Consider the following 23359-nt stretch of genomic DNA (forward strand, 5'->3'; position numbering starts at 1 on the left):
AACTTCATACATAAACGCATAAACGTTGCTGAACAAGCATAATTTCTAATGAAAAGTTGGATTAAGGCATCGGTCATTTGCTACACAATGTAAAAGTGCGTGTAATAAACGTAGGGGATATAAATCGGCAACACAACGTAAAGTGAGCGCAACGAAACGTAAATGGAGCGCAACACAACGTAAACTCGGCGCATCACAATATAGAACGAGCAACACAACGTAACACGGCGTAATGGATTTTTTCAGAAAAAAACCAGCCAAGTTTAGGCAGGTGCGCGACAATAAATAGATACTGTAATTAATCGTTAAATTCCTTATTCGATTGTCTTTTCGCAAATGTCGAAGGTGAAAATGATACTTCATATTTTCCTGTGAGCTCTTTTCGTACTTTTTCTGTTAGTCTCAATCCTTGTTTATTATGTTTTACCTCAAGTTCAACCCCATTTTGTACGATGCCATCGGTGTTCCAATCAATCCACTCACCGTATTGAAAAATCCATTTCGCCAATTCTGACTTCAATTCAATTGATAGTGGGACAAGCTCTATATCTATATTGGCATAACATTTAGCACACCAAATAGCGTCCGCACCGATATCCGCTTCAACTTTTAAATTGACCGTTTGATCACAGTTACATAAATCTACCATTTGAATTATCGCCTCCCTTATAAGTATTGTAAATTTCGTTAGGGGGATAATCCATTACTTAAGATAGCCCTCTTCTATTCCCATGGTGGCGCAAGTGTAGTATTTCTGAAAGATCAATCCAGTTTAATTCACCTTGATCAGTATTTACGAAGTCTTCCCTTGTAGTTCTGCCAAAATAAATAAAATGTTGACGAATCTCATCTTTACTTCTTCTTATTAAAATATATCGAAGCTTAAATTGTTCTATTTCATTACTTCTAATAGCAGCTTCCTCAAAAATTTCTCTTAAACAGGATTTTTCTGGTACATTATGTTCATGAGCTTCCAAATGTCCACCGAGACCGGTCCATAAATTAGAAGTTAGGGTTCTTTCTTTAGATCTTTTCGACATTAAAATCTTATTGCCATTCAGAAGATATGCTCAGTCAACATCCTCATTTTTACCATTCGTTTTCCAGCTCTTTTCTTATTTGAAAAATGCCCTATTGCATTTATTCAGGTGTATTCAACAAATAAAAACGAAAAACCCATCGCCAACAACAGACGATGGATCTTTGTTTTCGAAGTCAAAACAGCTATCTTTCTTATAAATTGAGTGAATCCCCAGCTTCCATAATTTTCACTTCATGCGTCTCTACAAGTTCCTTGAATTTTTGCGGATCCTGCTTGATCGGCGGAAATGTGTTGTAATGGATTGGCACCGTTAATTTCGGGTTAAGAAACTCCACTGCAGTTGCTGCATCTTCTGGGCCCATTGTGAAGTTATCTCCGATCGGCAAAAATGCTACATCAATTGGATTTCGATCCCCGATCAGCTTCATATCGCCGAACAGCGACGTATCTCCCGCATGATAGATCGTCTTCCCTTCAGCTTTGAATAAAATTCCAGCAGGCATTCCTGCATAGATCACTTCATTATCTTCCGTCGTATAAGAAGAACTATGGAAAGCTTGTGTATACTTCACAGTTCCAAAGTCGAATTCTTTCGCTCCTCCGATGTTCATCCCATGAGTTTGCAATCCTAACGAGCCTAAATAATTCGCAAGTTCGACAGGTGCAATAACGAATGCATCATTTTTCTTAGCAAGCTCGATCGTATCCCCTACATGATCATTATGTCCATGAGTCAATAATATGACGTCAGGCTTTTCCTCTTCTACTTTCAAATCAGTCAAACCGTTTCCGGTAATAAACGGATCAAATAGTATCGTTTTTCCCTTTGTATCAATCTTCACTATTGAATGGCCATGATAAGAAATTTTCATCTTATATTCCCTCCAAAAAATAATCTCTCTTAAATGTTCTGTATATAACGTCTAAATCCTCTTTTTTTGGTATGATTATATAGTGAAAAGGAGGAGTATTTATGTCTAAAATTAATGAACTTCAAAAGTTTTTGCAAAATGAGAACGTAGATGCCACTTTTATTACAACTCCTGATAATGTTTTTTATGTTTCGGGATTCAGAAGTGAACCTCATGAAAGGCTTTTAGGCGTCATGATTTTTAAAGATGCTGAACCTTTTGTCATCTGCCCTCTTATGGAGGTTCCTGATTTGAAGGCGACCGGATGGGAATTTGAAGCAGTTGGCTATGAAGATACAGACGATTCATGGGAAATACTGAATGCCGCTGTTCAAAAAAGAGGGGTTGCATTAGACAAAATTGCAATTGAAAAATCGCATCTAACTGTTGAGCGATTGGAACGAATGCAGCAATTGTACAGTAAAGCTGAGTTTGTCCGTTTGGACGACCAGTTGAACAAAATGAGAAATATTAAAAGCGAGGATGAGCTTGCGAAATTGCGCAAAGCTGCAGAACTTGCCGACCGTGCAGTTGAAATCGGATGCCGTGAAATCGCCGAAGGTAAAACTGAAATGGAGATTTTAATGGCAATCGAATTCGAAATGAAAAAATTAGGCGCTGAAAAAATGGCATTCGATACGATGGTCCTTTCAGGTCCTAAAACAGCATCTCCGCACGGCACACCAGGAGACCGTAAAATCCAAAAAGGCGATTTCGTCCTATTCGATTTAGGTGTTTCCTACGAAGGATACTGCTCTGATATTACACGAACAGTTGCATTCGGTGAGCCATCGGAAGCACAACGTAAAATTTACGAAACAGTCCGTGCTGCTGAGCAAGCTGCGATCGACCTTGTCCGTCCAGGCGTGAAAGCGCGTGAATTGGATGCAGCTGCTCGCAATGTCATTACAGACGCAGGCTATGGTGAATATTTCACACATCGTCTTGGCCACGGTCTAGGCATCTCTGTACACGAGTTCCCTTCCATTACAGGAACGAACGAAATGCCACTTGAAGAAGGAATGGTATTTACAATCGAACCGGGCATTTATCACCCTGAAATAACCGGCGTCCGAATTGAAGATGATGTCGCAGTAACTGCTGACGGAGTGGAAGTTTTATCGAAATTCCCGAAAGAACTGCAAATTATCCAACCAAAATAATAAATGAAAAGGGCTGTCCAGGAAACCGATTATGCGTCGGTGTCTGGACAGCCCTTTACTTATAGTTTATTTGTTCAATAAGGTTTCAGCCGCTACATATTCCAATCCTTGCGCTTCAGCTACCGCTTTGTATGTTACATATCCTTCGAGCGTATTCAAGCCTTTTTGCAATGATGGATTATCCAAACATGCTTGTTTATAACCTTTGTTTGCGATTTGCAATGCGTATGGAACCGTTACGTTTGTCAAAGCCATCGTTGACGTACGTGGAACGGCACCAGGCATATTCGCAACCGCATAGTGAACGACGCCATGTTTTACATATGTCGGGTCATCATGTGTCGTTACACGATCCGATGTCTCAAATATGCCTCCTTGGTCGATCGCGATATCTACAAGCACTGAGCCAGGTGCCATTGATTTGACCATTTCCTCGGACACTAATTTAGGTGCCTTAGCCCCTGGAATCAACACACAACCAATTACTAAGTCAGAGTCTTTTACAGATTCAGCGATATTGAATGGATTGGATACTAACGTTTGGATATCATCTCCGAAGATTTCGTCCAATTGACGAAGACGTTCAACAGATAGGTCTAACACTGTAACACGTGCGCCCATGCCAACAGCGATTTTCGCTGCGTTCGTTCCAGCTTGGCCGCCTCCTATAATTGTTACTTTTCCTCTTGAGACACCAGGAACGCCCGATAGTAAGATCCCTTTTCCTCCATTAATTTTCTCGAGGTATTGTGCACCGATTTGCGTTGCCATACGGCCAGCTACTTCACTCATTGGCGCTAATAGCGGCAAGGAGTTGTTCGGAAGCTGTACAGTTTCGTAAGCGATGCCGACAACTTTCTTTTCGAGCATTGCTTGCGTCAACTCTAATTCTGGAGCAAGGTGCAAATATGTGAAAAGAATAAGGCCTTCACGGAAATATTCGTATTCAGAAGGAAGCGGCTCTTTTACTTTCATGACCATTTCAGCATCCCAAGCCTCTTTCGCAGTTGCGACAATTGTCGCCCCCGCTTCGACATATTCTTCATCAGTGAAGCTTGAACCCAAACCCGCACCCGTTTCGATGAGCACTTCATGGCCGGCAGACTTTAAGTTGAATACGCCAGCTGGTGTCATTGCGACACGATTTTCGTTATTTTTGACCTCTTTAGGAACTCCAATACGCATTTCTAATCCCCCTAATTGAAAGAAAAATTGGTTGGTCAATTCGGTTGATTCCGAATTACCAATGTACAATCAATTCTATCAGATATTAAACAAATTTGCTCTCCTTTCCTATCTATTTGAGTATTCTGTTTAATGAGCATATTAATTTGTCAATAGATACGTTGAAACTGCAATAGATTTGTCGAAATTAACGACTTTTCCTCAATTTATTTTAATCTTTTAAAAGGATTTTCCTCATTTTTCTCGAAGAGTTATTATGAAATAGAAATAAATATAATAAATGGAGTGATGAGTTATGGTATTAAAGTATGATCAAATCATCGTTGCGGTTGACGGTTCTAAGGAGTCTCGCTGGGCATTTAAAAAAGCAGTGGCAATCGCAAAAAGGAATAATAACGCTTCACTGAACCTCGTTAATATTATTGACACTCGTTCTTACGCTGCTGTAGAGGCATATGATCGTTCAATTGCAGAGCGCGCTCAAAAATTTGCTGAAGAACTATTAGGAGAATACAAACAAGAAGCCAAAGCAGAAGGATTAAACAAAGTAAATATTATTGTCGAGTATGGTTCCCCTAAAACAATGATTACACGTGATTTGACTAAAAAAATTGAAGCTGATTTAATCATTTGCGGTGCGACTGGGCTCAATAAAGTTGAACGATTCCTTATCGGAAGCGTATCCGAAAACATCGTCCGTACAGCAAGCTGTGATGTATTAGTTGTACGCACTCCGGAAGAAGAATAAGATTTGTATGAAACATGCGAAGGATTTATTTTCTTTCGCATGTTTTCATTTACCATTTCAAAGCTGTTCTGATAATCCAAACAAAAAGCGATTTCACGTTCTGAACCGAACGAAGAAATCGCTTTTACCGTCTATAAGTTGTTAATTGAAACTAGTATCTTTTGTAAGAAAGATAGCTTAAGAAATATTTGCAACGCGCACCGTATCTCGCACGATCATAATTTCTTCATCTGTCGGGATAACGAACACTTTTACAGGTGAATAAGGGAAATTGATATGTACTTCTTTGCCACGCACTTTATTTAAATCAGGATCGCAATAAACGCCCATGAATTCCAAGCCTTCTAATACTTTTTCCCGTACCTCCATACTATTTTCACCAATACCTGCGGTGAAAATGATCGCATCGACGCCACCCATTCTTGCAGCGTATGAACCGATGTATTTATGGATTCGGTCGGCGAAAACATCTAAAGCCAATTCTGCTCTGCTGTTCCCTCTCGAAGCTTCAAGTGTAATATCACGTAAATCACTTGAAAAACCGGATAACGCCAACATGCCGGATTCTTTGTTTAGCACTTGAAGCACTTCTTCAACTGTTTGCCCAGTTTGCTCCATAATATACGGGATTAGAGCCGGATCAATATTCCCCGATCTTGTTCCCATCGTTACTCCAGCCAATGGTGTAAAGCCCATTGATGTATCGATGGACCGGCCATTTTGGACAGCTGCGATACTTGCCCCATTTCCTAAATGGCAAGAAATGAGACGTGTATCTTCCAACGGCCGATTCAGCATATGAGCAGCACGTTGAGTTACGTACTTATGGCTCGTCCCATGGAATCCATATTTTCGTATGCCATATTTTTTATAGTATTCATAAGGCAACGGGTACAAATAAGAACTTTCCGGCATCGTTTGGTGGAACGCTGTATCGAAAACTGCTACTGCCGGCACATTTGGTAATGCTTTTTGAAACTCACGGATCCCGACAAGGTTTGCAGGATTATGTAACGGTGCTAATGATGACAATTCCTCGATATCTTTTAGAACCTGATCGTCAATCAAAACTGAATCGCTGAATCGTTCACCGCCATGAACGACACGGTGACCGATCCCTGAAATTTCATCTCCTGATGTGACAACTTTTTCAGACGACAGTCGAGCCAATAATAATTGTGCAGCGGCTGTATGATTGGGAATGTCCACTTGCTCCTTTAACCTGCTTTGTTCAGTTTCCATAGAAAAACTTGCTTCTGACAGACCTATCCGGTCTATTAACCCTTTTGCAATAACCTTTTCCTCAGGCATATCGATTAATTGATATTTCAACGAAGAACTTCCTGCATTGATCGCAAGAATTTTCGGCATATGCAAACCCTCCTAACAGCTATTGAGCTATTGTTCAACCTTCTTCAGTCCAAGCATCCAATTGTTGAAGGAACGAAGACATCGCTTGTTTGTTTTTCATATCTGGAACTTTCGTTAGCAGAACGTCTTTTGTAATTCTTGCCCCTACAGCAGGCTTCTGCAAAATGAAGATGGATTTTGCATGTGCTTCGCTCTTAAATAATGAAGCTGGCAATTGGATGACAGCTCGGATGTCAGCATTCTTTTTCAAATATCGATGCAATACATCCGATTGTTCAGACTCAAATAAAAAGGCTGGCACTAAGAATATACCATATCCTTTTTCCTTCAGGTGATTCATCGATTGTTCAATGAATAAATGGTGTGCATAAGCATGTCCTTCAGCTGGCATAAGCTGATAATTCAATGCATTTTCATCATCTGGATAATAACCGACCGGCAAATCGGCAACGACTAAATCTACTGGATCGATCATGAGTGGACGCAATGCATCTTGGACAAAAAATTCCACTGGCTGTTCTAACAGCTCCGCAACTACTGCAGACAAGCGTACAAGCAAATCATCAATTTCCACCGATTTGCCGTTTGCCTTGCCATCCATAGCGTTCATGACGGTAAATAGTAAGTTTCCAGTTCCTGCTGCCGGGTCCATTAACGTAATTTGGTCGTACCCTTTCATTAAACCAGTTCCAATATGGCCAATGAGCATGCCAATTGCATCGGGTGTCATTTGGTGATGAGGCTGTGCACTTTCCTTCATCCCTTTTAAGACAGCCAATTGAATGCCTCGCCTAATTTCTTCTTTCGTTACGTCCTCCGTCAGCTGCAAATCTGTTTCTCCAGATAACCAGGCGTTACATGCCAAAATGACAGACTCTAAATAGATATCATCATTTTCAGCTGCGAATTGATCAATGAATGTAAAAATCTTCTCTGTATTTGTTACCATTTTAATCCCTCAAATCGAGCTTCAATTTATTTTGCACGTGAACAAAAACCCACCCGTTTCCGAGTGGGTTTCCGTCCATAAACATTATTGATTGTTTGTTAATTTCTTAACGGCTTCAATTGCCTTATCATAATCCGGGTGGTTCGTTACTTCATTTACATATTCGACATATGTGACGTTATCATCTTGATCGATCACAAAAATTGAACGGGCTAGCAGGCGTAACTCTTTCATGGCAACGCCGTACGCTTCTCCGAATGACAGGTCGCGATGATCCGAGAGAGTTTGGACGTTTTTGACGCCTTCTGTTGCACCCCATCTTGCCTGTGCGAAAGGAAGATCAACTGAAATCGTTAAAACGACGACGTCATCTCCAAGTGAGGTAGCTTCTTGGTTGAACTTCTTCGTCTGTTCAGAGCAAACACCTGTGTCGATTGAAGGTACAACACTAATGAGTCTGATCTTTCCTTTTGAATCATTCAGCGTAACTGGCTTCAAATCATTTGAAAGCACTGTAAAGTCAGGAGCTTTATCACCTACTGCAACTTCTTTTCCAAGTAATGTTACCGGTTCTTGTTTAAAAGTGACATTTACCATTCTGACGCCTCCTTATCATTTCAGTTCATTCTACTAAACAATCGTTCCACCTTGCAACTGTTCGCCCTTTTGCGGAGAATTTACGACTTTCTCCTCTTTTACATACGTCTCTTCGTGAACGACATAAGTATCCGCAAATAAGTCGTGCAGCGCTTCTTTCTTCGGCATGAAAACAACTAACAAATATGGAATCGTCAGCAGTTTTGAAATAAATCTACCGATGACCTCCCTAAAAATGACCGTGCTCCAAGTCAGATTTTTGCCGTTTTTTCCAACTACTTTAATACCTAAAATCATTTTGCCGATCGTTTGCCCTAAAAACTTCGTCATGAGGGCAAAATACAATAGGAAAAGAATTAGCAACGCGATTTTATACGGACTGAAGAGCAAGAAAGACGGATTCGATATTTTGATATCCATAATTCTAAATAGCGGTTTTAGTATGATTCCACTAACCGCCCAGACGATTACACTATCAATAGTATACGCCCAAAAACGTGTCCAGAAACCTGCATATTTCAATTTGTATTGCACAATGTTCGCATTTTTGGAATGATGTTGGACGGGATCTGCTTGCGGAACGGATTGTTGTTGTTCAAAGTGTTCTGTCATATCGAAGGTCCCTCCTTATTTCTCACCATATAAGTACATCATTCGTGGCGCGTCATAATCCGACAGCAGTTTGCCGATCATTTCAGTTTCCAAGCTGCGCCCAAACAGATTGCCGATCTCCACTCCAAATAAAGATCCGAAACCTGCCATAGTTGAATATTCAAATACCGAGGCATCTTGCAAATTATAATCAGCTTTCAACGCATCGATAGCGTCTGCAACTTTTCCTACTTCATCCGCCAAATGGGATTCAATCGCTTGGCGGCCATTTAAAATGCGCCCATCCGCTACTTTCTTCACGTCTGCAACAGACATGTCACGTCCTTCTGCAACAATCGATACGAAACGTTCATAAGAATCATTAATGATTTCTTGAAGCATTTCATGCTCTTCTTCCGTCATTTCACGCGATCCGCTCATAATGTCTTTATAAGGACCCGTTTTAATTGTATTGAAATCAATGCCATATTTTTCTGCAAGCTTCGCATAGTTAACGCTTTCCATTATGACACCGATCGAGCCTGTAATCGTTTCAGGATGCACAAAGATTTTTTCAGCCGGAGCAGAAATATAATATCCACCAGAAGCCGCCATTCCGCCCATTGCCACATAGATCGGCACTTCACGTTTTTCTTGAATTTCCTTAATTGCATCATAGATGTCCGATGACTCAACAACCCCTCCTCCAGGAGAATTGACGGATAGTACAACCCCTTTTACCGTTTTATCATTTAAAATATCGTTCAACTGGGACATGAACTGCTTATGGTTGTATCCATCAGCCGCAAAAAGCGAGCTACCCGTGTCTTGAATGATGCCATCTACTTTAAGGACTGCGATCCGATCTTTTAAGCTTCCTTGTTCAATGATCATTTCACCGTAGCCAGAGCTTCCTTCTGCCAATTCATCAAACAGCTTGTTAAAATCTCTTGTAAATATGTACGATAGTGAATTAACTCCTACCGAGATGAAAATTAGGACTGCTGCCACAATAATGGCAATCCACCGTTTCATATTCATCATTTTATATACTCTCCCTTCTTACTTCACAATTAACTTCTACGTAAAAAAGCACAAAACGTTTCACTTTTTGATAGAATGAATAGAGAACCATCCGAAAGGGGCAATCAATTTTGGCCGATCGAATGAATATATTCATTTTTACTAAACAAGATGAAGATTCGCTTTCAAAAAAAGAAATTGTCATTGAAGCGATGCAACACGAAGGATTTAAAGTTGTCGAACAATCAGAAGATGCCAATATCATTATTAGCATTGGAAACGACGGAACATTCCTGCAAGCTGTACGCAAAACTAATTTCCGTCAAGATTGTTTGTATGCTGGTATCTATTCTGAAGGAAGACAGGCAATGTATTGCGATTTCCATTATAACAATCTACATGAAATGGTACTCGCGATTCGAAAAGCGGATATTGAAGTGCGCCGCTATCCGCTCATTGAAGCATCGATTGACAATCAGCAAACTTTTTATTGCTTGAATGAGTTCAGCATACGTTCAAATATTATTCGCACTTTTGTCGTCGATGTCATAATTGATGACAAGCTATTTGAAACATTTTTAGGCGATGGATTAATCATCTCAACGCCTACAGGCAGTACAGCATATAATAAATCTGTCCGCGGTGCAGTCGTCGACCCATTCCTTCCTTGCTTCCAAGTGACGGAGCTTGCATCGGTGAACAACAATACATATCGAACACTTGGTTCGCCTTTCATTTTAAGCGGCGACAGAAAGCTGAGGCTGCACGTCCACCAAGACGGAAATGACTTCCCTTCCGTTGCTATGGACAACGAGGCAATCGGAGTGCGAAGGGTCGTAGACGTTGAAATTGGGCTGAGCGACAAAGTCATTAAAACAGTAAAACTTAAGCATAATTCTTTCTGGGAAAAAGTCCAACGCATTTACTTATAATCGCAAAAAAGGGAGCCATTGTCATGTCTAATGGCTCCTCTCTATTTATCCAAAGGATGTGATAAAAGCAATGCGGTCGGAACTTTCCCAACCAAACTAAGTAAATGCTTACCAATTGTGATGGAAAACCAATCAAAGAGTTTGATTGGCTGACCAATTGAGTTTTTGCAAGATCTTCAATGCTATGAAACACCCAAAAATTAACTGTTAAAAAATATCATAATTTCAAATGGTCTCTTCTCGTCATGGTAATTAATTTAGGAACCGTAAAGAGGATCAACGCAGCCCATATCATTGAAAACGACAGCAATTCCACCTTTCCGAAAGTTTCCTTATACAAAATGACACCGATGAACAGCATCATCGTTGGAGCAATGTATTGGATGAAACCTGCCACGTATAGTGGGATGAGCTGAACCCCTTTTGCATATAGAACGAGCGGTAACGCGGTTGCAATTCCCGTCAAAATCAATAAAAGATCTGTCTTCCAATCGATATGAAGGAAAGCGGCATCTCTTTGCACAAATAAATAACAATAATAGCCAACCGCAAAAGGCAACATGAACATTGTTTCAATCACAAGTCCCCTCATCGCGTCTAATTTAATATTTTTCTTAATAAATCCATACAAAGCGAATGTAAGCGCAAGCGCGATTGCGATCCAAGGGAATTTTCCATATGAAATCGTCATCATTAATACACCAATGGCTGCAACTATAACAGCTGCAGTTTGCGTACGGGACAACCGCTCTTTTAAAAATAGAATTCCTAAAAGGACGGATGCTAATGGATTTATATAATAACCAAGGCTCGTTTGCACGATGTATTCGTGATTGACAGCCCAAATATAAATAAACCAATTCGAAGTCACTAATATAGAAGCGGTGAATAAGCTCCAAAACGCTTTTTGATTTCCCCAAAGGTCCTTGAAATCAGCTAATAACGCTCGAACATCCCGCATAAGGATAACAGCTATTAAAGTAAAAACAAATGCCCATAATATGCGGCCCGTTAAAATTTCATCGCTTTGCACATGATCAATTTGCTTCCAATAAATTGGCATAATTCCCCAAATGATAAAAGAAACAGCTGCGAAAATGACACCTTTTTTCTCTGTCTGCATAGAAGACGCCACCTTTTCCTTTGAATAAATCGGAAAAACCGCCCGCCTTATGGCAAACGGTTTACCATTATCAATGATTTTGTTCCATTTTCCGCAACTCGACTCTCATAATTTTTCCTGACGCGGTTTTCGGGAGTTCATTGACGAATTCAATTTTTCTTGGATATTTATAAGGGGCAGTCATTTCTTTCACATGATCTTGCAATTGCTTCACTAAAGTCTCATCCTGTTCCCGTTCACTATCACGCAGCACGATAAACGCTTTGACGACACTGCCTCGTTCCGGATCTGGACTTGCGACGACAGCACACTCCCTTACAGCTTCGTGTTTTGTCAGTGCATCTTCCACTTCAAATGGACCAATCGTATAACCGGAGCTAATAATTATGTCATCTCCTCTTCCCTCAAACCAGAAATAACCATCTTCATCTAACTTAGCTCGGTCTCCAGTTACATAATAGTCGCCTCGGAATTGCATTTTTGTCCTTTCAGGATCATTCAAATATTCTTTGAACAACGCAGGTGTTGTAATGTGGACAGCTATATCCCCAACTTCGCCCGGCGAAACCGGAACTCCATCTTCATTAATGATGTCGACTTGGTTGCCCGGCGTCGGCTTGCCCATCGATCCAGGACGTGCATCCATCCCGATCATCGTGCCGACAAGCAATGTATTTTCCGTTTGTCCATAGCCATCACGCACATCAAGATCGAATGCCTTCTTAAATATTTCAATAACTTCCCGATTTAAAGGCTCCCCTGCAGATACTGCACTCCTAATTGAGGACAGATCATATGACTGCAAATCTTTTGTTTTCGCAATGAAACGATATTCTGTCGGTGTACAACAAAGAACATTCACTTTATATTTTTCAATTAACTGCAAATACGTTTCAACATCAAATTTTCCATCGTAAACGAACCCGGTAGCTCCACTGCCTAAAACAGAAAGGAACGGCGTCCAAATCCATTTTTGCCATCCTGGTGCCGCAGTTGCCCAAACGATATCGGTTTCCTTAATGCCGAGCCAGTTCGGTGCGGCAGTTCGGAGATGAGCATATCCCCACGCATGTGTATGGACAACTCCTTTAGGCTTGCCCGTCGTTCCAGAAGTGTATGAAAGAAATGCCATATCCGACCCTTTCGTCTCTGGCCCAACATATTCTGAAGATGCACCTTCCATCATATCTGTCAATGAAAGCTGACCATCCTTCGCTTTTCCGATAATGAATAGCTGGACATCCTTTAAATTCTCGACAGCATCAAATTGGTCTGTAAATGCTTCATAAGCGACAATCGCTTTCGCACCGCTATGTTCTATTCTATATTCGATATCCGATGAGCGCAGCATTTCGGAACTTGGAATGACGACGATTCCAGCTTTTAACGCGCCGACATATGTAATGTATGCTTCAATGAGGCGCGGCATCATCACTAAGATGATATCACCTTTTTTCAAGCCGTTTTCCGTAAAAACATTTGCCGCCTTATTCGCAAATTCCATTAATTCATCATATGTAATTTCCTTTTCTTCTCCGTTATTATTTACATGAATCAATGCAGTTTTTCCATCCCCGGTGGCAAATTTCTCAATTTCACTAACGATGTTAAACTTTTCCGGTGCTAATAACTCTTCTCGATTCATACGAACTCCCCCTTTGTATAGTTCATTATACAAACGAAACAGTCATATTTCAAAACATATTTATTTTTCTAAAATGTGTGCGTATAAACAAAACTCTTATTGGCAATGCTTGAACAAACATCGGCACTTGCTCTAAAACAATAAAAAACTGCCCCGGGATAAACCCGGGACAGCTCATCTACAAATAATTATTTTTGGAAGCCACTCATTTGTTGTTGGGCTTGACGCACTAATCGCTTCGTAATTTCTCCGCCGACGGATCCGTTGGCACGCGATGTGGAGTCCGGTCCAAGGTTTACACCAAATTCTTGTGCGATTTCGTACTTCATTTGGTCAAGTGCTTGTTGTACTCCAGGAACTAAAAGTTGGTTTGAATTGCCGCTGTTGTTATTAGCCATGTCGTTCTCACCTCCTTGTGCACATAGAATGGACCGAAATCAGAAATCCATGCAGGAGATGAACATGGTAATTTATTCAAATATATTAAAGCAAGTCATCGAATTCCTCAACTGCAACTTTCCCTGTCTCCACTACAGTGCGGTTTTTTACCGCTTCTTCAATTAACGCATCAAAATCAAAATAACTTTCAAAATGCTCTACTTTTTCTAAGCGTGGTTTTGTCTTTGGATTAGCTGGTGTAAATATCGTACAGCAATCTTCATATGGTCTTATCGAAATATCATAGGTACCGATTTTTTGGGCAATATCTATAATATCTAACTTATCCATCGCAATAAGCGGACGCAAAATTGGAGTCGATGTGACAGCATTGATCGCCGTTAAGCTTTCAAGCGTTTGGCTCGCAACTTGACCAAGACTTTCGCCCGTTACGATTGCCAATGCACCGATTTCTTCCCGCACTTTATCTGCAATTTGCATCATCATTCTCCGCGTTGTCGTCATCGATAAATTTTCAGGAACTTGGTGAACGACAGCTTGTTGCAATTCAGTGAATGGAATGATATGCAAACGGACGGAAGCGCCGAATGTACTCATTTTCTGCGCCAAATCGATCACTTTCTGTTTTGCCAAGTCACTCGTAAATGGCGGACTCGCAAAATGGATCGCATCGACCGAGACGCCTCTCTTCATCATTAAATATCCCGCAACAGGGCTGTCTATACCACCTGAAAGCATAAGCAAAGAGTTGCCGTTTGAACCGACCGGCATACCGCCAGCGCCTTTATGCGTGGATGAAGTAAGGAAAGCGCCATCTGTCCGGATGTCCACTAATAATTGAATATCCGGGTGCTTCATTTTCACACCTAACTCTGGGAAATGGCGAAGTACATGACCTCCGATTTCTTGCTGCAATTCAGATGTGACATACGGGAACGACTTATCAGCGCGTTTAATTTCCACTTTGAACGTTTTCCCTTTTGTTTCATGCGAGCCGATCACTTCTATCGCTTTCGCCTTAATGGCCTCCAAATCAGCTTCACATTTCGCAACAGGGCTAAATGATTGGATGCCGAAAATGTCAGGAAGCCTTTCCATCGCTTCTTTCATTTCCTTTGGATTATCAGAGAGCAAAAACATCCGGTCTCGTTCTGCAAGTAAGCGCACCGACGACAAATCATGCATTGCATCTTTTATATTTTTTCTTAATCTGCGAACAAAGAAGTTTCGATTTCGTCCTTTCAAAGATAATTCTCCGTAGCGGATCAGCAATTCATTCCATTCCATCATTTCAAGCCCCTCTCCATCAATTCCATAAACCTTTTTATAACGTCTTTGCAAATTTCAATTTGCTCTTTATGATTATCCTTGCCAAAACTCAACCGAACGACTCCATTTTTAAAAGAATTTTCTAAATGAATCGCCTCAATTACATGGCTAATTTGTTTGTTTTTTGATGAGCATGCACTGGAAGTTGATATATAAATATCGTTTTCCTGAAAATAATTAATTGCAACTTCACCATTAATATGTTTGAAAGACAAGGATAATATATGAGGAGCCGCACTATTTTCAGCTATTACTTTAATGTTTTCATACTGATTGCAAAATGCGATTAATTCATTTCTCCATTCTCTAAAGTCCTTTCTTTCCGTTTCTACAGCGCTCATTCTCATCGCTTTAGCTAGCGCTACTGCATTCGGTACAGAAACGGTGCCATTGCGCAAACCTTTTTCTTGCCCGCCGCCATAAGTAAGCGGCTGAGGACGAATGCCATGTTTCATGATGAGTGCACCCGTTCCTTTCAACCCGTTTATTTTGTGAGCGGAAAGCGTAATCGCATCTGGTCCATTTTCATCCATCGCTACAGGAATCTTTCCGAAGCTTTGAACGCAATCGGAATGGAAAACAGCACGTGACCGCTCCTTTACCGCTTTTGCGATTTCCTGAATCGGCTGAATTGAACCAATCTCATTATTCACATGCATAATACTTACTAATATCGTCTCTTTTTTTATTTTTCGAATCAATTTTTCGACGGAAATGCAACCCTCTTCATCAACGGGCATGTAATCCACTTCAAATCCTTCTTCTTCCAAATATCTGCATGCATTTAAAATTGAAGGATGTTCAATTGAGGTAGTAATAATATGATTCCCTCTATGTTGCAAAGTGCGTGCGAAACCAATAACAGCTAAATTATTCGATTCTGTTCCGCCGGAAGTTACAATTACCTCACCGTTTTCACAGTGGACAATTTTCAACATTTGTTCCTTTGCACGCTCTAATAATTTTTCTGCATCCGTGCCTAAGCCATGAATAGAAGCAGGATTTGCAAAAAATCGTCGATTCGCTTCTACAAATGATGCCATAACCTCTTCATCAGGCAAAGTAGTTGAGCTATTATCAAAATAAATCATCGTCATTTCCCTTTCTCCTTAGTTTATATGCCCGATTGTCTTTTTACACGTAACAAAGCCACCCGCAGATAATATGCCGGTGGCTATTTTCAATGGTTACGCATGCTCTTTCAACATTTCTTCAATTCGTTTCATCGCACCTGGATCGGCTTCTTCTACTGCAGTTGCAGCTTCTTCCAATGCTTTTGCATAACGGAATTGCCTAAATGATTCTTCTGCGTCCAATAGACGTGCATGCATTTCCGGATTCGAAGCCCTAAAGCGATTGCCATATTGAATAATGCGTTCAATTAACAGTACATTTTCCAAAAGCTCATCCACTCTTTCGTTAACATCTTGGATTGCACTTTCGGCACTTAATAGGTAACTTTCAGCAATTGTAATATTCAAAGGAACTTCCTGCAAGCTTTGTGTAACGAGATAGAGCTGCTCCTCCGCCTCTTCCAAACGTGCATCCATTTCATCTGGAATGCCAGGTATATTTCCTCTATGGAGTTTTCGGTCTGCGTTTTGCAGTTCGCGAGTGAGCTCTCCTAATTTATGTCGGACGTTATTTTCATCGATCCGCAAGTTTTTCATTTTATTCGCAAGTATATCTTGTTCCTCTTCAATCTGTTCCAATTCCGCGACGATGGATTTCAGTTCATCTTGCAAAGAAGTATAAGCGGATTCCTGCTGTTCGATATGATGTTGCAGCATTTCAAATCGATTATGAAGCTTTTCCAATTTCTTTAAATTGGCTTGTGGTAATGCTGCTTGTTTTTCATCTAATCGATAGCTTTGCTGGACATATTCTGCTTCAACTAATAATTCCTTCGTCAACTTCGTAATGGTAGATAGTGACTCTGCAACTTCTTCTACTCGCGTATCTACGAAATGCTTTGCAGTCACTTCATTTTCCAATGCATCGTAATAGGAGTCAATTTGGTCATTCATTTCTTCTACACGCATGCGAACCGGGTCAATATCGAGCTTTTCCATGCATTTCTTTTGCTCTTCAATATCGCTTTCCATTTTGGACAATTTTGCTGGCAAGTCAAGATGAGCAATATAATAAGACTGTTCTTCCATTTCTTTTAGTCCATTTCGAAGTTCTCGAATCGCAGCTGGAATCTTATTTTGAAGTTCTGTAAGCAATGTCGGAATATCCTGAATTAGCCCTGATAGTTGTTCTCCCTTCGCAGATAGAGAGATGACGATTTCACGAGCTAATAAGTAATTGCCATTTTCGGTCAATTCATCGTATTCATCAAATTTAGGGTTGAATGACTCCAATTCCTTCTCTAACGGAGAAACGGTCATACCGAATGAATGTTGGTGCGCTAAAATCGTTTTTCTCGCTAACCGATATTGCTCTCGCAAATTTTCCATTTCAATTCGGTTCTTTTCTTCGCTGCCAATCAATTCATTCAATTCATCTAAAATATCATTTTTCCTTTTTTCACATTGGCGAATTTTCTCTTGTATTTCTTTTTCTGTCAATGAAGCTTTTTTAAAACGAAAGCGATCAATTAAATCTTCCGCATCAAAAAGAAGAGAGTCAATTTCCGGCATACAAACGTCGACTACTTCTGTCCATTCATTTCGCCAGCGCTCAAATTTCTCTTCCGTCTCACCAGTCATATTCAGTTGTTTCACTTTCATCATTTCTTCAAAGATCGGTTTGTTTTGAATTTGCATTTTCTCATTTTCTAACCGGCCAATTTCATGAATATGTTTACGCCTAAACAAAAAGGCGATCGTTATCAATACAATGAGAACAATTATTGGAATGATGAAGTATTCCATCATTGTGATCCCCCTATTCCGAAGTCCCTGTTTATCAAATATATCCCCGCGAATCGCTTAATAGTTCCAAATGAAGAACCGACCTATGAAAGGTTGGAACTAATCGCCAGCCTTCACAGTAATTTAGCTATCCTCGTACGGCTTGTACTTGGACGTCTTCATTAACCTATATATAATCACGTTCATCGGGGTTTCGAATCAACAAACGTAACTGTGTAGAGAGTGACGCGTCAATAGTTAGACGCTGTATCCCCTCATTTTTTTGAACGATATGAAGGCATAGTTGCTGCCCAATTAACAATAAGTCATTGCTGTATACAAGTTTCAAACTCGGAAGCTTTTCCTCCGAGAGTAAGGATAGTTGATATTATATTATCCTATATAGTAACATGTTTAAAGTCTTTTCGTCTGTAAAATGAATGATTTTGAAGAAAAAGCGGTTTTTCCATCAAAACTGCTCGAAATTTGTAGAAGCATCCTTTAAACCGTATACTTGAGGAAATAAGTTTGAAAGGGAGACAGTCTATGTTTGCTACGATCAATTATTCAGATATTCCGCAAGAAAGATATACTCAGTTAAACAAGCAGCTTGAAGCATTAATTACGGGCGAAAAAAATAGAATTGCCAATTTAAGCAATGCCTCTGCGTTGCTCAATCATTTTTTGGATCGCATCAATTGGGTAGGATTTTACTTAATGGAAGATGGAGAATTATGCTTAGGGCCGTTCCAAGGGCTTCCTGCATGCATCCGCATCCCTTTAGGCAAAGGTGTTTGTGGAACTTCTGCTAAGCGCCGAGAAACGCTTGTAGTTGAAGACGTCAATGCATTCCCAGGCCATATTGCTTGTGATGCAGCCTCTCAATCAGAGATTGTCATACCACTTGTGAATGACGGAGAAGTGATCGGTGTCCTCGATATCGACAGCCCAGAGTTGAATCGTTTTTCTGAGGACGACCGCAAAGGGTTAGAATCATTTGTAGAAATTCTTATGCAACATTTGTAAGCATATGAAAAGAGCAGTCGAAGGAATCCAGCTTGTTGACAAACGCTCGCATACTGTGTTGCTTGTCTGCAAGCGTTTTCAAGCCAAGCTAAGAAAACACTTATCACATGACTACAAACCTTAAAAAGACTGTAGACAAAGTGAAAAGACACATTGTCTACAGTCTGGGAATCTATATTTCCTCTCAACTGCTCTTTATTCTTTAAGACGTCTTTACATAATTTTTCTCTAGCACTGAAAAAGCTTCTTCTAAATCAGCGATCAAGTCATCGGAGTGCTCTAATCCTACTGATAGCCGCAGAAGTGAATCGGTAATACCCATATGCAAGCGGTCATTTTCAGGCACACTTGAATGGGTCATCGTTGCCGGATGCTGAATGAGCGTTTCTGCATCTCCTAAACTGACAGCGATTTTAATGAGCGACAGGCTATCCATAAATAACTGTGCCCCCTCCTTGCCACCTTTTACAGTAAAGGAAATCAGGCCGCCGCCTGCACTCATTTGTCGTTCTGCTATGCTAAACTGTGGATTATCCTTGTCGAACGGATAGTAAATATTTTCAACAATTTCTTTGTCTTTTAAATACGTGATGAGTCGTTCAGCGTTTGCGGTATGGCGCTCCATCCTGACAGGCAATGTTTTCAAGCCACGGATTAGCAACCATGCATCAAAAGGAGACATAATCGCCCCATAATCCTTCTGCACTGTCATTCTTATTTTTTCTATTTCATCTTTGTTATTACCGACGAGCAAGCCGGCAATGACATCACCATGTCCGTTAATATATTTCGTCGCACTATGGAGAACAAAATCTGCTCCAATTGAGAGCGGGTTTTGCAAATATGGCGATGTAAACGTATTATCGACTACAACGCGCAATCCATGGCGTTTCGCTACATTGACGACTGCATGCAAATCGACAAGCTCCATTGTCGGGTTGATCGGCGTTTCCACGTAAATGCATACCGTTTCAGGTTTCACCGCTCTTTCAATTTCTTCCTCTGTATCCATCCTGATCAGATCATGCGTTATGCCATATTTGTCTTTCATAATATTCAATAAACCGAACGTGCAGCCGTATATTCCCCGCGAGCAAAGAATATGGTCTCCAGCTTTCGTTAAGTGGACGAGTATCGAACTGACAGCAGCCATCCCCGACCCAAATGCCAATGCGCCTTCCCCTTTTTCAAGCATTGTCATCCGTTCTTCTAAAACTTGCACAGTCGGATTTCCAAGCCGTGAGTAAATATTGCCCGCTTCTTCTCCCGAAAATCTTTTTTCCCCCGTCACAGCATTATCAAATGAATACGTAGATGTCTGATAAAGCGGCACTGCCAAGCTGCCATGATGCTGTGTATCATCATACCCTTCATGGATAACAATCGTATCTTTATGAAGCTGTCCGTGTTTCATCATACTACCACCTTTCATCGTTGTGAAATCGCTTACATCCCCTTCTCTATTATACTACCCCAAATACTCAAAAACTGAAAGGCTGAAACTTGACCGAATCCCTTTCGATTCTATGAAAAAAGCAGCCTCTGCGTCAATGAACCGTAGATGCTGCTCTATGTATGACAAGCTGATTTTTCCCTTTATTTTTGGCTTCGTACAACGCCTTGTCCGCCTGCTGAAAGAGTTCTTTAAATGCTATTCCCTTTTGCGGCTCCCAACTTGAAAGACCGATTGAAATCGTCACTTCCGGATTAGTTACCTGTGGGATTTGTTCAATAATTGCTTTCGCAAAAGCGATGGAATCATCCAACGGAACGGATGGTAAGAAAAGAGCGATTTCTTCTCCGCCCCATCTGCTCACAATCCCGATTGCTTCCGTCTCTTCTAATAGGAATTCGGAAATTTGCTGCAAAACAAGATCCCCCGTCGCATGCCCATAAGTATCATTAACATGCTTGAAATCATCGATGTCCACTAATAAAAATACCGCTTCTTCATTTTTTTCCATCGACTTCTCTACCGCTTTATTCAAATAGCTCCGAGTAAATAGTTTAGTTAACGTATCTTTATTGACTAACTCTTGCAACTGATCTCGCAAAATAATATTAGATATGGCTAGCGATGAATGACTAATAAGCGATCGCATTAACTTGAAGTTATCAAATGAGAAGTAATATTCCTCTTTATGCAATAAAATGACCCACCCTTTCACAACCTTCTGATCAGTGATCGGTAGGGCTGCAAGGGACCGGAATTCCTTAAGATGTCCGTTGTCATCTGTCCGGTTTGGATCAAAAATCGCTTCCTCTTCCTCTTTAAGCCTTATTATAATTGGCTGAATGGATTCATTGGCACGATTTCCTATAAACAAGGCGGTGCTTTCCGGACTAATTTTATATTCTTCCCCATCTACAAATAAAAAAGCGATTTCATTTGGTTTAAACGCTTTCAAAAGTTGTTCCTTTAAATAAGAGAGCATTTCATTTAGCGGCAAATTGCTGTTCAATATTTTGGAAGCATCATTAACGAGCTGTAAATCATTTACTAATCGATGTGATTGCGCATATAAGCTGGCATTTTCCAAAGCGCTGCCCGCAGCGTTCCCGATCATACGGATAAGATTTTTTTGTGTATATGAAAAGTCTGTAGTTAGCGGAGCATTCATTTGCAACAATCCATAAATCCCTTGTCTTCCTCGAATTGGTGCATTCAGTATCGTGCATTGCAAATCACTTGCATGCTCCACTGTCAACTCGCCAGATAAAAAAGCATCAATAGTTGAGCCTCTTTCATGTAAATAATCAAAAAGGCGGTACGTTTGCATATTTGTATTTTGGTCATGTGATAGTAAAAGTTCGGATTCATACATTGGAAATAGCTCGTTGATTGTTTTCATCATGCCTTCTAAAATGACATTGCTGTCCATCGTCGAATTGAAAAGTTCTGTAATCTCAAATAATTTTCGATAGTTCTTTTCTTTTTGCATTAGGTGATCCTTATCGACAATTTGCGCAATGAATTTCCCATAAATCATCTTCAATTCCGAAAGATAGGGTGTAGCTGCAAAAGCATGCCATTGTTCTGTTGACTTGAAGATGAGAGCACCTAATGGACTTTGATCATTTCCTCTAAAAATAAGATAATCGTCAGCAAACCCGAAACCGCGGCCAATTAAATGTGAAATGAGCGATGTTCCCAATCCGAATTTTTCCTCTTTCGTATAATTGTCGGTAGAATGAACAATACACTCTTCCTTATTTAAAGGAACGAACCGATTATTTTCATAAAGGAAAAACGTTGCTCTTTCAATCTCAAATTGACGCATGAACAGCAAAGTAAACGAGTTGAGCATTTCATCCAATGTATGGTAATCCATTTTACCTATAAACAACTCGATCATTTCACATTTCACATTTTTGATCGTCAATTGATGGTCTGTCATCAAATCACCTCATTCTCGCTTGAACCCATTATATGCTTATAAGCCTATTCTAATGTATGTACAGTGTAAAGAACAGAGTTTTACATAGGACTTTATCTCTTATTTATTCAAACAAGATTAGTGCTTGACGCAGTCTTCAACAATTGGTATGATGGTTTTTGTGTAAAATAGTTGCAGCAGTTGTATGATTCAAACTGTCCAGTCTATTCCTTTTACAAGGTGCATCGCGTAACCTTAAGGCTGCTGAGGCGAAGGTGCAAGATGATAGAATGGCGTTCGGATTGAATACATCTGGTTCTTATTTTACAACAAAATAAAACCAAAACAGAGGAGGAGTCTTTCATGGCTCGTTATACAGGTCCATCTTGGAAACTTTCCCGTCGTCTTGGCGTTTCGCTAAGCGGTACTGGAAAAGAAATCGAAAAACGCCCTTACGCACCAGGACAACACGGTCCTACTCAACGTAAAAAACTTTCCGAATACGGATTGCAATTACAAGAGAAACAAAAACTTCGTTTCATGTACGGCGTAAACGAACGCCAATTCAAAACGATCTTCAACAAAGCTGGCAAAATGCAAGGTAAACACGGTGAGAACTTCATGATCCTTCTTGAAACTCGTCTTGACAACCTTGTATACCGCATGGGTCTTGCTCGCACTCGTCGTGCAGCACGCCAACTCGTTAACCACGGACACATCTTGGTAGACGGCAAACGCGTTGACATCCCATCTTACAGCGTAAAACCAGGCCAAGAGATCTCACTTCGTGAAAAATCTCAAAACCTGACTGCTGTAAACGAAGCACTTGAAGTGAACAGCTATGTTCCAGATTACATTTCATTCAATCCGGACACAAAAGTTGGTCAATTCATCCGCCTTCCAGAGCGCAGCGAACTTGCAGCTGAAATTAACGAAGCACTTATCGTTGAGTTCTACTCTCGTTAATCGCTTCCTTACGAAAGGGGCTGTCCAGAAAGTCAGTGAAAACTGATTTTCTGTGATAGTCCCTTTCTGGTTGGAGAATAAATGGGGAACCCCTGACAACCGTCGCTTTCCGTTCCAGGCGCAC

General features: G+C 40.5%; 22 protein-coding genes. 5 read left to right on the forward strand and 17 right to left on the reverse strand.

What is annotated here, in order from left to right; translation table 11 throughout:
- Positions 1–298: 298 nt before the first annotated feature.
- From WFH04_RS07665 to WFH04_RS07675, 3 genes are all read right to left on the reverse strand, one after another.
- On the reverse strand, positions 299–649 hold the full coding sequence (locus tag WFH04_RS07665) for a hypothetical protein (RefSeq protein WP_336823476.1): 351 nt from the start codon (positions 647–649) through the stop codon (positions 299–301).
- 58 nt (positions 650–707) lie between these two features.
- Positions 708–1061 carry an NUDIX domain-containing protein gene (locus WFH04_RS07670; protein ID WP_336823498.1) on the reverse strand — a complete coding sequence of 118 codons (354 nt, stop codon included), beginning with the start codon at positions 1059–1061 and terminating at the stop codon, positions 708–710.
- Positions 1062–1233: 172 nt separating this feature from the next.
- Positions 1234–1914 (reverse strand): metal-dependent hydrolase, encoded by a 681-nt coding sequence (locus WFH04_RS07675; RefSeq protein ID WP_336823477.1) that lies wholly within the window; start codon positions 1912–1914, stop codon positions 1234–1236.
- A 101-nt stretch (positions 1915–2015) separates the two neighbouring features.
- Here WFH04_RS07675 and WFH04_RS07680 point away from each other — a divergent pair, with 101 nt between their 5' ends.
- On the forward strand, positions 2016–3116 hold the full coding sequence (locus WFH04_RS07680) for a M24 family metallopeptidase (protein WP_336823478.1): 1101 nt from the start codon (positions 2016–2018) through the stop codon (positions 3114–3116).
- A 66-nt stretch (positions 3117–3182) separates the two neighbouring features.
- Here the strand turns inward: WFH04_RS07680 and ald are convergent, their stop codons facing one another.
- The gene (ald, locus tag WFH04_RS07685) at positions 3183–4301 is read right to left on the reverse strand and encodes an alanine dehydrogenase (protein WP_336823479.1); all 1119 of its coding nucleotides are present in this window, start codon (positions 4299–4301) and stop codon (positions 3183–3185) included.
- Between the two features lie 295 nt (positions 4302–4596).
- On the opposite strand from ald, the gene WFH04_RS07690 reads away from it, so the two are divergent.
- On the forward strand, positions 4597–5049 hold the full coding sequence (locus WFH04_RS07690) for a universal stress protein (RefSeq protein WP_336823480.1): 453 nt from the start codon (positions 4597–4599) through the stop codon (positions 5047–5049).
- 177 nt (positions 5050–5226) lie between these two features.
- Here WFH04_RS07690 and WFH04_RS07695 read toward each other — a convergent pair whose 3' ends face one another.
- The 5 genes from WFH04_RS07695 to sppA form a co-directional block, all read right to left on the reverse strand.
- The gene (locus WFH04_RS07695) at positions 5227–6420 is read right to left on the reverse strand and encodes an acetate/propionate family kinase (RefSeq protein ID WP_336823481.1); all 1194 of its coding nucleotides are present in this window, start codon (positions 6418–6420) and stop codon (positions 5227–5229) included.
- Positions 6421–6454: 34 nt separating this feature from the next.
- Positions 6455–7369, reverse strand: coding sequence for a class I SAM-dependent methyltransferase (locus WFH04_RS07700; RefSeq protein ID WP_336823482.1), 915 nt, complete (start codon positions 7367–7369; stop codon positions 6455–6457).
- An 84-nt stretch (positions 7370–7453) separates the two neighbouring features.
- A complete protein-coding gene (tpx, locus tag WFH04_RS07705; RefSeq protein WP_336823483.1) occupies positions 7454–7966 on the reverse strand; it encodes a thiol peroxidase in 513 nt (170 codons plus the stop codon).
- Between the two features lie 33 nt (positions 7967–7999).
- Positions 8000–8578: an RDD family protein gene (locus WFH04_RS07710; RefSeq protein ID WP_336823484.1), complete on the reverse strand. Its 579-nt coding sequence runs from the start codon at positions 8576–8578 to the stop codon at positions 8000–8002.
- Positions 8579–8593: 15 nt separating this feature from the next.
- A complete protein-coding gene (gene sppA / locus WFH04_RS07715; RefSeq protein WP_336823499.1) occupies positions 8594–9598 on the reverse strand; it encodes a signal peptide peptidase SppA in 1005 nt (334 codons plus the stop codon).
- A 110-nt stretch (positions 9599–9708) separates the two neighbouring features.
- Here sppA and WFH04_RS07720 point away from each other — a divergent pair, with 110 nt between their 5' ends.
- The gene (locus tag WFH04_RS07720; protein ID WP_336823500.1) at positions 9709–10512 is read left to right on the forward strand and encodes an NAD kinase; all 804 of its coding nucleotides are present in this window, start codon (positions 9709–9711) and stop codon (positions 10510–10512) included.
- A 217-nt stretch (positions 10513–10729) separates the two neighbouring features.
- Here WFH04_RS07720 and rarD read toward each other — a convergent pair whose 3' ends face one another.
- From rarD to ezrA, 6 genes are all read right to left on the reverse strand, one after another.
- Positions 10730–11635 carry an EamA family transporter RarD gene (gene rarD, locus WFH04_RS07725; RefSeq protein WP_336823485.1) on the reverse strand — a complete coding sequence of 302 codons (906 nt, stop codon included), beginning with the start codon at positions 11633–11635 and terminating at the stop codon, positions 10730–10732.
- Positions 11636–11705: 70 nt separating this feature from the next.
- On the reverse strand, positions 11706–13280 hold the full coding sequence (gene mbcS, locus WFH04_RS07730; protein WP_336823486.1) for an acyl-CoA synthetase MbcS: 1575 nt from the start codon (positions 13278–13280) through the stop codon (positions 11706–11708).
- Positions 13281–13468: 188 nt separating this feature from the next.
- Positions 13469–13678: an alpha/beta-type small acid-soluble spore protein gene (locus WFH04_RS07735; protein ID WP_336823487.1), complete on the reverse strand. Its 210-nt coding sequence runs from the start codon at positions 13676–13678 to the stop codon at positions 13469–13471.
- A gap of 85 nt (positions 13679–13763) precedes the next feature.
- On the reverse strand, positions 13764–14966 hold the full coding sequence (thiI, locus tag WFH04_RS07740) for a tRNA uracil 4-sulfurtransferase ThiI (protein WP_336823501.1): 1203 nt from the start codon (positions 14964–14966) through the stop codon (positions 13764–13766).
- Positions 14966–16105 carry a cysteine desulfurase family protein gene (locus WFH04_RS07745; protein WP_336823488.1) on the reverse strand — a complete coding sequence of 380 codons (1140 nt, stop codon included), beginning with the start codon at positions 16103–16105 and terminating at the stop codon, positions 14966–14968. Before WFH04_RS07745 ends, thiI begins: the two co-directional genes overlap by 1 nt.
- Before the next feature lie 90 nt (positions 16106–16195).
- The gene (gene ezrA, locus WFH04_RS07750) at positions 16196–17887 is read right to left on the reverse strand and encodes a septation ring formation regulator EzrA (RefSeq protein ID WP_336823502.1); all 1692 of its coding nucleotides are present in this window, start codon (positions 17885–17887) and stop codon (positions 16196–16198) included.
- A gap of 525 nt (positions 17888–18412) precedes the next feature.
- On the opposite strand from ezrA, the gene WFH04_RS07755 reads away from it, so the two are divergent.
- The gene (locus tag WFH04_RS07755; protein ID WP_336823489.1) at positions 18413–18892 is read left to right on the forward strand and encodes a GAF domain-containing protein; all 480 of its coding nucleotides are present in this window, start codon (positions 18413–18415) and stop codon (positions 18890–18892) included.
- A gap of 202 nt (positions 18893–19094) precedes the next feature.
- Here the strand turns inward: WFH04_RS07755 and megL are convergent, their stop codons facing one another.
- Together megL and WFH04_RS07765 are read right to left on the reverse strand one after the other, a co-directional pair.
- Positions 19095–20306, reverse strand: coding sequence for a methionine gamma-lyase (megL, locus tag WFH04_RS07760; protein ID WP_336823490.1), 1212 nt, complete (start codon positions 20304–20306; stop codon positions 19095–19097).
- Between the two features lie 133 nt (positions 20307–20439).
- Positions 20440–22290: a sensor domain-containing diguanylate cyclase gene (locus WFH04_RS07765; RefSeq protein ID WP_336823491.1), complete on the reverse strand. Its 1851-nt coding sequence runs from the start codon at positions 22288–22290 to the stop codon at positions 20440–20442.
- Positions 22291–22632: 342 nt separating this feature from the next.
- Here WFH04_RS07765 and rpsD point away from each other — a divergent pair, with 342 nt between their 5' ends.
- Positions 22633–23235, forward strand: a complete 603-nt coding sequence (rpsD, locus tag WFH04_RS07770) for a 30S ribosomal protein S4 (protein WP_336823492.1) — start codon at positions 22633–22635, stop codon at positions 23233–23235.
- Positions 23236–23359 lie beyond the last annotated feature (124 nt).

Origin of the sequence: Sporosarcina sp. USHLN248, from assembly GCF_037144575.1 — a bacterium.
In the GTDB taxonomy this organism is placed as follows: Bacteria; Bacillota; Bacilli; order Bacillales_A; family Planococcaceae; genus Sporosarcina; species Sporosarcina contaminans.

Bases quoted from the DNA above. Each gene is read 5' to 3' on its own strand.
- WFH04_RS07665 (WP_336823476.1), bottom strand. From the start codon at position 649: ATGGTAGATTTATGTAACTGTGATCAAACGGTCAATTTAAAAGTTGAA.
- WFH04_RS07675 (WP_336823477.1), bottom strand. From the start codon at position 1,914: ATGAAAATTTCTTATCATGGCCATTCAATAGTGAAGATTGATACAAAG.
- WFH04_RS07680 (WP_336823478.1), top strand. From the start codon at position 2,016: ATGTCTAAAATTAATGAACTTCAAAAGTTTTTGCAAAATGAGAACGTA.
- ald (WP_336823479.1), bottom strand. From the start codon at position 4,301: ATGCGTATTGGAGTTCCTAAAGAGGTCAAAAATAACGAAAATCGTGTC.
- WFH04_RS07690 (WP_336823480.1), top strand. From the start codon at position 4,597: ATGGTATTAAAGTATGATCAAATCATCGTTGCGGTTGACGGTTCTAAG.
- WFH04_RS07695 (WP_336823481.1), bottom strand. From the start codon at position 6,420: ATGCCGAAAATTCTTGCGATCAATGCAGGAAGTTCTTCGTTGAAATAT.
- WFH04_RS07700 (WP_336823482.1), bottom strand. From the start codon at position 7,369: ATGGTAACAAATACAGAGAAGATTTTTACATTCATTGATCAATTCGCA.
- tpx (WP_336823483.1), bottom strand. From the start codon at position 7,966: ATGGTAAATGTCACTTTTAAACAAGAACCGGTAACATTACTTGGAAAA.
- WFH04_RS07710 (WP_336823484.1), bottom strand. From the start codon at position 8,578: ATGACAGAACACTTTGAACAACAACAATCCGTTCCGCAAGCAGATCCC.
- sppA (WP_336823499.1), bottom strand. From the start codon at position 9,598: ATGAATATGAAACGGTGGATTGCCATTATTGTGGCAGCAGTCCTAATT.
- rarD (WP_336823485.1), bottom strand. From the start codon at position 11,635: ATGCAGACAGAGAAAAAAGGTGTCATTTTCGCAGCTGTTTCTTTTATC.
- mbcS (WP_336823486.1), bottom strand. From the start codon at position 13,280: ATGAATCGAGAAGAGTTATTAGCACCGGAAAAGTTTAACATCGTTAGT.
- WFH04_RS07735 (WP_336823487.1), bottom strand. From the start codon at position 13,678: ATGGCTAATAACAACAGCGGCAATTCAAACCAACTTTTAGTTCCTGGA.
- thiI (WP_336823501.1), bottom strand. From the start codon at position 14,966: ATGGAATGGAATGAATTGCTGATCCGCTACGGAGAATTATCTTTGAAA.
- WFH04_RS07745 (WP_336823488.1), bottom strand. From the start codon at position 16,105: ATGACGATGATTTATTTTGATAATAGCTCAACTACTTTGCCTGATGAA.
- ezrA (WP_336823502.1), bottom strand. From the start codon at position 17,887: ATGGAATACTTCATCATTCCAATAATTGTTCTCATTGTATTGATAACG.
- WFH04_RS07755 (WP_336823489.1), top strand. From the start codon at position 18,413: ATGTTTGCTACGATCAATTATTCAGATATTCCGCAAGAAAGATATACT.
- megL (WP_336823490.1), bottom strand. From the start codon at position 20,306: ATGAAACACGGACAGCTTCATAAAGATACGATTGTTATCCATGAAGGG.
- WFH04_RS07765 (WP_336823491.1), bottom strand. From the start codon at position 22,290: ATGACAGACCATCAATTGACGATCAAAAATGTGAAATGTGAAATGATC.
- rpsD (WP_336823492.1), top strand. From the start codon at position 22,633: ATGGCTCGTTATACAGGTCCATCTTGGAAACTTTCCCGTCGTCTTGGC.